General features: G+C 28.0%; 10 protein-coding genes. All 10 read left to right on the forward strand.

Annotation, left to right across the window (positions count from 1 at the left end; translation table 11 throughout):
* Nucleotides 1-599 precede the first annotated feature (599 nt).
* The 10 genes from Q361_RS12725 (at nt 600) to Q361_RS12770 (ending at nt 7,490) form a co-directional block, all read left to right on the forward strand.
* Nucleotides 600-1,067, forward strand: coding sequence for a hypothetical protein (locus Q361_RS12725; RefSeq protein WP_103727116.1), 468 nt, complete (start codon nt 600-602; stop codon nt 1,065-1,067).
* Nucleotides 1,068-1,081: 14 nt separating this feature from the next.
* Entirely contained in the window at nt 1,082-1,489 is a 408-nt protein-coding gene (locus tag Q361_RS12730; RefSeq protein WP_103727117.1) for a hypothetical protein, read from the forward strand.
* Nucleotides 1,490-1,741: 252 nt separating this feature from the next.
* Entirely contained in the window at nt 1,742-1,933 is a 192-nt protein-coding gene (locus tag Q361_RS12735) for a hypothetical protein (protein ID WP_103727118.1), read from the forward strand.
* A 230-nt stretch (nt 1,934-2,163) separates the two neighbouring features.
* Nucleotides 2,164-3,009, forward strand: a complete 846-nt coding sequence (locus Q361_RS12740; protein WP_146047031.1) for a hypothetical protein — start codon at nt 2,164-2,166, stop codon at nt 3,007-3,009.
* Nucleotides 3,006-3,413, forward strand: coding sequence for a MauE/DoxX family redox-associated membrane protein (locus Q361_RS12745; RefSeq protein WP_146047032.1), 408 nt, complete (start codon nt 3,006-3,008; stop codon nt 3,411-3,413). The genes Q361_RS12740 and Q361_RS12745 overlap by 4 nt, the downstream gene beginning before the upstream one ends.
* Nucleotides 3,414-3,580: 167 nt before the next feature.
* Nucleotides 3,581-4,123 (forward strand): hypothetical protein, encoded by a 543-nt coding sequence (locus Q361_RS12750; RefSeq protein ID WP_103727121.1) that lies wholly within the window; start codon nt 3,581-3,583, stop codon nt 4,121-4,123.
* 174 nt (nt 4,124-4,297) lie between these two features.
* Nucleotides 4,298-5,191: a restriction endonuclease gene (locus Q361_RS12755; RefSeq protein ID WP_103727122.1), complete on the forward strand. Its 894-nt coding sequence runs from the start codon at nt 4,298-4,300 to the stop codon at nt 5,189-5,191.
* A 155-nt stretch (nt 5,192-5,346) separates the two neighbouring features.
* Complete coding sequence (locus tag Q361_RS12760; protein ID WP_103727123.1) at nt 5,347-5,820, forward strand: hypothetical protein; 474 nt, start codon at nt 5,347-5,349, stop codon at nt 5,818-5,820.
* A gap of 16 nt (nt 5,821-5,836) precedes the next feature.
* Entirely contained in the window at nt 5,837-6,736 is a 900-nt protein-coding gene (locus Q361_RS13795) for a retropepsin-like aspartic protease family protein (RefSeq protein WP_169929316.1), read from the forward strand.
* 175 nt (nt 6,737-6,911) lie between these two features.
* Complete coding sequence (locus Q361_RS12770) at nt 6,912-7,490, forward strand: hypothetical protein (RefSeq protein WP_103727124.1); 579 nt, start codon at nt 6,912-6,914, stop codon at nt 7,488-7,490.
* The last annotated feature ends 225 nt before the right edge of the window (nt 7,491-7,715 follow it).

Below are 7,715 nucleotides of genomic sequence, written 5' to 3' on the forward strand. Positions count from 1 at the left end.
TCTTAAACTGAAGTCTGTTTTTCACGAAAATGTTTATCTTTAGCAGAAATTTAACCGTTCGCTGGCTTCGCTTCTGCGTCAAGCCGCAAAACGTTGCCTGCTATACGCGGAAAAATTCCGGAAGAAATTTTTCCTTGTTTATTTAAGAAAGAATTATGAATGTTTCAACTTCGTGGTTTTTCTTTTCTTTTTTTGTCGGAACTTTATCAGAAAATTACGGCTGAACGAAATCGGTCAAAAAAACTGAAATGTAACAGAAAACGTGCGGAAAATTGTGCTTAAAAAGTGAAATCTCAAACATTTTAAAAGGAGAAACTGACAAGAAAATTTGAAACGCCGAAAGCGGAAAACTTTTTTACATGCGAAAGCCAAAAAAAATGAAAAACTGAAAGAAAAAACTAATCGACAGACAACAGAAAAAACCAAGATTCGCACAGCAGGCAACAGCGGTTTGGCGCAATTTGGGTTTATAGCTTTATTTAATGTTTGTTTTTTATTTGGATGTTTAGTCTTAAAACAATATATTTGAATTATAAATCCCAAACTGCGGCCAAGCCGCAAAACGTTGGCAGTAATTTTGCCGCAGAAACTAAAAAAATATGAAATTAAAATTACTTTTTATATTGATAATTATTTTTGCAAGTTGCAAAAACAGTTCAAATTATGAAACAAATTCAGAAGATGAAAATTCAACTGAATATGTAAATGATGAAAATACAGATACTGAATTTTCTGCCGAAGAAAGTGAAAGTGATGAAGAAAATGAAGATTATGGAAACGAAAGCGAAGATGAAAACTTATCTGAAACTAAAGATTATGAAGATGGAACTTATGATGCAAGTGTAGATTACTACAATCCGAAAACAGGATATTCAGCAACTTATGATTTAGAAGTTGATGTAGAAGATGGTGAAGTTGTTAGAATTAATTTTCCCAAAGGTGGTTGGCTCGATGATGATGTTCATCCATCTGAAAGTAGATTAAGTCCTGCTGAAATAGATGAAGATGGAGAAGCAACAATGGAAGACGAAAACGGAAGAACTTTTGAAATAAAAATAGATAACTAAAACCTAAAAAAAGTATGAAAAAATTATTATTCACGATATTAATTTTAGCAATATCAAGCAAAACATTTTCCCAAACAGACGATGAATTTCAATATGTAACTTCCTCAAAAAGTGGCAATGAAGTTTATATACATTTTGAAAAAGATAATTACGGAACAAAAGAATTTTGGTTAAAAATGACAGAACCAATCAAGACAACTAAAAATAAGAATGGAAAAATTATAAAAACCGGTGGTGGATATTCACTTGAATATATCACAATGGATTGTTCTGAAAAAGAATATGGTTCTTCTAACGCTGTAAAATATGACAGAAATGGTAATCCAACACAACGTCCTGACTATTATGACACTCACGGAGAAAAAATTATTCCAGGTTCTGTTATGTCAGCCGTTCATAAATATATTTGTGAAACCGAATAAAAAAACTACTGCCAACACACGTTTTGCGAGATTGCGAATTATGTGGTAAATTCACGTTTATCTTTCGCAAGAAATTTAGTAGTAACCGAAAATACTCGGTTCCGAAGCTCGCAACCTCGCAAAGCGTGGGAACGTTAGCAGAAAATTTTTAATAACTTTGCGGCAAAAAATAGGTCTTTAAATAAGAAAGGGGAAAATAAGCCGAACAGAAACCCTAAAAAACGATAGTAGGCAAAACTTAATTTTTTTATTATGAAAAAAGTTCTTTTTGTGGGATTGCTGTTAGCAGTTTCTTATGTTGGATTTTCACAGACTTCTGATAAGTCAGTAGAAAACAAATCTGTTATGTGTCAACTTTACCGAGTTTTTATCGGTGATGACTCAGCAGGTTGTGGCGGAGGTGAAAGAGTTTGTTGTGCTAACACAAATTTAAACTTTGCTTAAGCATTTTTCAGGGCTATCATTAAGATAGCCCATTTTAAAAATTAATATTTATAAAGATGAAAAAAAAAATAATACTTATATTCATAATAATAATATCTTCCGTACTTCTTATGCTTTTTTTTATTCAAAATAATAAAAATAATATTCAATTACAGTTGAACACTGAACGGATAATAAAAGATAGTTTAATATTAGAAAAAACAATTAACCTCGATAAAAAATTAAGTGTTATGAAGTTAGCTTCTAATGAACTATATTTTGTAAGTTGGTCACAAAACAATCAAGGTAAATTATTTAAGTATAGTATAGAAAATGATTTTTCACACGAAGTGATAGATTTAAATCAGAAAGAGGATACATTAAAAATTATTGGCAATTATTTAATAGATTTTGATACTATATATTATCATGATAAACTTAAAAATTCAATTATCAAATCTTTAAAAAATGGAAAAATAATTGATTTATTTAATTATCCGAAACAATTCTCAAGAACAACAAAAATTGGTGATGAATTTATAGTTTCTGGTTGGGATAAAGAATATAATATTTACTTTGAAAAGCTAAACTTCAAAACAAAAAACATAAGTAAAATTAATCTTAAAGATGACTATCTTAATTCATATAAAAATAATGGGATTGCATTAGATGGAGTTTATTATTCAAACAATAATTATACAGTAATGTTGCCTTACTCTGTAAATAGAATATTTATTTTTGATAATAAATTGAATTACACTGGAAAATTAGATTTAATTTATGGTAAATTAGACTTTAACTATCGAGATACTAAGGATAATAGTATTTACATTGACCCGAATAACTTAAACCCCAATCTTTCTTGTTTTATTGATAATGATGATTTTATTTATATTTTAACAGATCAATCTACACAATGGGATAGTTCAGAAAAATGCTATATAGATATTTATAATTTAAAAAATAAAAAATATGTTAAAAGCTATAAAATAAATGATTACAAAGGTTTTAAACCTCGTCACATTATTAATTATAATAATAAATTGATAGTACTTTTTGAAAAAAACATTAACATATATTCAATCCATAAAAAATGAAATATAAATTATTAATAACATTTCGATTTCTTCTTATAGTAATGTTTTCATATACTCTTATACACAAGTTGTTTGATATGGAAACTTTTATGGACACATTAAAAAAATCAACAATAATAGAGGATAATCAAATAGAACTTATTTTCTATATTGTTCCAATTCTAGAATTTTCAACAATATTAACTTTATTTTTTTGGAAAAGAATTGAAGGTTTTTATTTTTCATTTATATTAATGCTTTTATTCACTATATATTTAATAGCGTTAAACAATTTTAGTTTATATAAAGGTTGTTCATGTGGCGGAATATTTAATAAATTAAGTTATTTTGAACATTTAGTAGTAAATTTTTTCTTCATTTTTATATCTTTAATTTCAATTATACTTTTTGAAAAAAAAGAATAAATCTTCTGCTAACACAGGTTTTGCAAGATTGCGGGTTTTGGGCATAATTTAAAGTTAGTTTTGTTATCTTTGAGTTCAGTGTTTAATCGAAGGTTTCGGCTTCTTTAGTCCGCAACCTCGCAAAGCCTGGGAACGTTAGGCGACAGTTAATCAAAATTTGACGAATCATGAACCTCAAAAAAGCACAAGAAATTATTGATGAAATTATTGGTGAAAATTATGTAATTTACAAAACAGAAGATTCTGAAAAATATACTTTTGCATATTATAAACATCTAAATTATGATTGCGATGACCAACGAGGTCGATTAATTGGAGTTGGACCAGTTGTACTTATAAAAGAGACTGGAGAATATAAACTATTGGGGTCTGGAGAAATGGTTTTTGGTGATTACTTTGATTTCAATCAGAACTTTGAAGAACCGATTCCATTAAATTCTGAAGAGATAATGGCTAAAATTATCCGTCATAAATATGTGAATGAAGATGACATGTTCGAATTACAAATTGATTGGGAATCCAAGTTTGGAGATTCAAATTTAAGTATAACTTACAGAAAAGAAATAGACTTTAAAAAATATTTAGTAATAAATTCTCAAAATATGGAGTTCTTAAATTTTATTAAACTTTTTTGGACTAAATTAGGTCTCAATTTCGAAGTCCTAACCGAACAAGAAATTTTACTATCAAGGAATATAACCGTCGCCTAACAGCCGTTTCACGAAATTGCGGGGTTTGGGATTTATCAGAATTGGTAATTTTTGAAACTATATTTTGTCTATATTTGTAATCAATAGTGTTGAATATCCGCAACTTCGTGAAGCGGCGACACGTTAGCCGTAATGTTACCAAAAATGACGAAAACCAAACAATTATAAAAAATAATGAATATAGAAATCCCGAAATTTCACGAAACGTTTAACCCAATACTTGAAATTTTAAGTAACGGTGAAACTATTCACACAAGAGAAATGCAAAAACTTGTAATAGAAAAATATTTTTCAAATTTAACAGAAGAGCAATTATCTGAAAAAACTAAATCGGGAGAAAATTTAATAAATAATCGAATTGCTTGGGGAAAATCATATTTAAAAAAAGGCGGCTATATTTTTTACCCAGAAAGAGGACATGTTAAAATTACTGAAAAAGGATTAAAACAGAAATCCGATTTATCATTAAAAAATGTTGTGGAAGATTCTGGAATTGTAAATTTTTATTCCGAAGAAAATCAGAAAGACAATAACGGAAAAACTGAAATTAAAGAAATAACTACTTCTTCTCCACAAGATTTAATTGATAAAGGTTTTTCACAAATTGAAAGTGAAGTTAAAAACGACCTTTTAGATAAACTCAAAACTATAGATCCATATTATTTTGAAAAAGTTATATTGATTTTACTTAAAAAAATGGGTTATGGAGAATTTATCGAAACTTCAAAATCAGGTGATGGTGGAATTGACGGAATAATAAATGAGGACAAACTAGGTTTAGATAAAATCTACATTCAAGCAAAAAGATTTAGTGAAAATAAAGTTAGAGAAAAAGATATCCGAAATTTCATTGGTGCAATGAGTGGAGATACGAATAAAGGCGTTTTTGTAACAACTTCATTGTTCGATAATGGTGCAATTGAAAAAGCAAAAAATGCTCATCATAAAATTATTCTTCTTGATGGAAATAAACTTGTTGATTTAATGCATGAGTTTAATGTTGGAGTTCAAATAAAAGCAACTTACGAAGTCAAACAACTTGATGAAGATTTCTTTGAAGAACAATAAACACTACGGCTAACAGGCGTTTGGCAAGATTGCGAATTTTGTAGTAAATTCACGTTTATTTTTCGCAAGAAATTTTATCTTTGATAGAAAATAATTAGTTGCGTAGTTCGCAACCTCGCCAAGCGCCGGAACGTTGGCAGATATTATTGAAAAAAATGAAAAAAGAGAATATTAAAAGTAATTTAGTCTTTCTTGACACGATTTTAAAAAACATTTTAGATAATTCTATAAATTATGAAATAGAATACGATGAATTGTTTATTAAAACTTTTAAAATCAGTTTTTTTGAAGAAAAATCTAATTTTAAAAGTAAAATAGTTTCATTTGTTCAAAGCAAGAAAAATCTTTGGGAGTATGATTTTGAATTACCTGAAAAATATAACTCAAATAATGCTAAATATTTAAAAGCATTAGATTTTTTAGAAAAAAATGAACTAATCAAATTAAATGAAAATGTTAGTATCACATATTTAGGTATAATAAAATTATCAAAAGATGGTTTTTATGGAGAATATAAAATGGAAAGAAATTCTAAGTATCTTCAAAAACTAGTATGGATAGTCTCAATTTTAACATTTGGAATTGTTCTTTGGCAATTTATATCAAAAATAAATTTAAAATGCATCTAAACATAAACATAGTAAAATGAAAAAAATATTAATACCATCAATCTTGCTTTTAAGTATAATTTCTGTTTATAGTCAACAACAGTTAAAAACTAATTATTACTCTTCGATCTATTCAACTCCTTTCTACAGTTGGAAAGAAAATAATTCAAAAGAACCAAATAAGTTGTTAGATGTTCAGGAAAACACAATGATTAATGCGATTGAATTTTACATGATAGGTGATGAAAATAATTATGTTGGGGATTTAAAAGTTGAATTTAATGGTGTTACGGGTTGGATGTCAAGTATAAATTTTAATACTGAAGAGGTCAGAAAAGTTAAAATGATAAATTATGAAGCATATCAAATAAAAAAAGCTGAGAAGGAGAGAATACTAAAAGAAGATTTAGAAAAAGAAAGAATAGCATCAGAAGAAAAAAGAAAAAAAGAAATAGAAGAGAAAAAAAATAGAGATATTGAAGAAGCTAAACAGAAAGCTATATCAGCTAGGTATGTGCCTGCAAACAATAGTTTACCAACGAATAATCAAAATGTAATTCAAATGATAAAAAATGATGGTGGGACATTTACAATACCATGTAAAATAAACAATCTTTCACTTAAATTTATTTTTGACACTGGTGCTAGTGATGTATCCATATCTCTTACTGAAGCATTATTTATGTTTAAAAACGGATATCTAAATAAAGATGATATTATTGGCAAAGAATATTATTCAATTGCTAACGGCGACATTACAGAAGGCACAACAATCAATATAAAAAAACTTGAATTTGGAAATTTCACTTTGTATAATGTGAAAGCTTCAATCAGTAATGAATTAAAAGCACCATTACTATTAGGACAATCAGCACTTAGTAAACTTGGAAAAATAATAATAGACTATAAATTAGGTACTTTAACCATTATTAAATAATAACATCTGCCAACCGCCGTTTGGCAATATGGCGGGTTTAGGCTTAATTTGAAGTTGGTTTTGTACTTGCAAAATCAGTCATTAACCGAAAGTTTAGGCTTCTTTAATCCGCCACATCGCCAAGCGGCCAAACGTTAGGCGTCATTTATCCGCAGAACTTAAAAAGAAAGAAAACATGAAAAAAATACTGAATATTATTATTGTATTGTTCTCGTTTGGAACTATGTTTAGTCAAAATGAAAATCTTAACCAAACTAAATATCAATTTGCAAAAAATGTTTTTGAAAAAGAGTATTTAAAAACAACTTATGAAAAGTTTGACGGAAAAATAATAATCGAAAACGAGACGACAATTAAATATGATGAAAAAACTTTAATTATTCCAAACTTAAAAAATGAATTTAAACTAATCTTCACAAAGGGAATTTTTTATCCAAATATTGTAACTGGAAACCAAATTGCCGAAGTAAAGACGAAAATTGAATTGGAAAAAATGACAGAAAATGAAAGAGTTTTTTATAATATGACTAGAACTGATTCTTTAACTATTGGAAATTTTGACGAACTAACATTACTTAATCCAAATTACCAAACTAAACGATTCTTAATTTGGATATACCGAAAAGGAATGGCGAATCCAACTGAATGGTATTTTGAATTACAGAATATAAAAGCAAACGAAAAAACAAATCTAATCGAATTTATAGAAAACGCTGAATTGACATTTATCAAAAAAGGAACTATAATAATTTAAACGAACGCCTAACAGGCGTTTGGCAAGATTGCGAATTTTGTAGTAAACTCACGTTTATTTCTCGCAAGAAATTTTATCTTTGATAGAAAATAATCGGTTCCGAAACTCGCAACCTCGCCAAGCGCCGGAACGTTGCCTGCTATACGCGGAAAAATTCCGGAAGAAATTTTTCCTTGTTTATTTAAGAAAGAATTATGAATGTTTCAACTTCGTGGTTTTTTCTTT

Origin of the sequence: Flavobacterium croceum DSM 17960 (assembly GCF_002917885.1) — a bacterium.
GTDB classification, from domain to species: Bacteria; Bacteroidota; Bacteroidia; order Flavobacteriales; family Flavobacteriaceae; genus Flavobacterium; species Flavobacterium croceum.

Coding starts and splice junctions, on each gene's coding strand:
- Q361_RS12750 (WP_103727121.1), top strand. CDS start 3,581: ATGAACCTCAAAAAAGCACAAGAAATTATTGATGAAATTATTGGTGAA.
- Q361_RS13795 (WP_169929316.1), top strand. CDS start 5,837: ATGAAAAAAATATTAATACCATCAATCTTGCTTTTAAGTATAATTTCT.
- Q361_RS12735 (WP_103727118.1), top strand. CDS start 1,742: ATGAAAAAAGTTCTTTTTGTGGGATTGCTGTTAGCAGTTTCTTATGTT.
- Q361_RS12745 (WP_146047032.1), top strand. CDS start 3,006: ATGAAATATAAATTATTAATAACATTTCGATTTCTTCTTATAGTAATG.
- Q361_RS12740 (WP_146047031.1), top strand. CDS start 2,164: ATGAAGTTAGCTTCTAATGAACTATATTTTGTAAGTTGGTCACAAAAC.
- Q361_RS12725 (WP_103727116.1), top strand. CDS start 600: ATGAAATTAAAATTACTTTTTATATTGATAATTATTTTTGCAAGTTGC.
- Q361_RS12770 (WP_103727124.1), top strand. CDS start 6,912: ATGAAAAAAATACTGAATATTATTATTGTATTGTTCTCGTTTGGAACT.
- Q361_RS12760 (WP_103727123.1), top strand. CDS start 5,347: ATGAAAAAAGAGAATATTAAAAGTAATTTAGTCTTTCTTGACACGATT.
- Q361_RS12730 (WP_103727117.1), top strand. CDS start 1,082: ATGAAAAAATTATTATTCACGATATTAATTTTAGCAATATCAAGCAAA.
- Q361_RS12755 (WP_103727122.1), top strand. CDS start 4,298: ATGAATATAGAAATCCCGAAATTTCACGAAACGTTTAACCCAATACTT.